The sequence below is a fragment of the Staphylococcus sp. HMSC056G08 genome (assembly GCF_001812305.1).
Taxonomy (GTDB): Bacteria; Bacillota; Bacilli; order Staphylococcales; family Staphylococcaceae; genus Staphylococcus; species Staphylococcus simulans.
This window is the reverse complement of sequence record NZ_KV808495.1, coordinates 1-257: the sequence shown is the minus strand read 5'-3', so window position 1 is coordinate 257 and position 257 is coordinate 1. Positions and strand designations below refer to the sequence as shown.

Genomic DNA, 257 nt, shown 5'->3' with positions numbered 1-257 from the left:
CCTTTTTTGCGACCAAATTCCCAAAATGGAATATTACACTAAACCCAAAAACTAGGAGGTGCTGTTATGGCAGGGAGAAAACCAAAATTAAACGCTGCAAAGTTGGGAAATCGAACTAAAGAAGAGCTGGAAGAAGCTGAAATGAGAGAAAATGGTTTAAAGAAGTTTGAAAAAATAGATGCTGATTATGTGCCACCAGATTTAAGCGATAATGCTAAAAAAGAATGGCAACGTATTATTCCGTTACTACAAGAATT

General features: G+C 35.8%; 1 pseudogene. It reads left to right on the top strand.

The features are described from left to right. Positions 1-66: 66 nt before the first annotated feature. A pseudogene (locus HMPREF2846_RS08565) lies at positions 67-257 on the top strand (phage terminase small subunit P27 family); the annotation flags it as partial.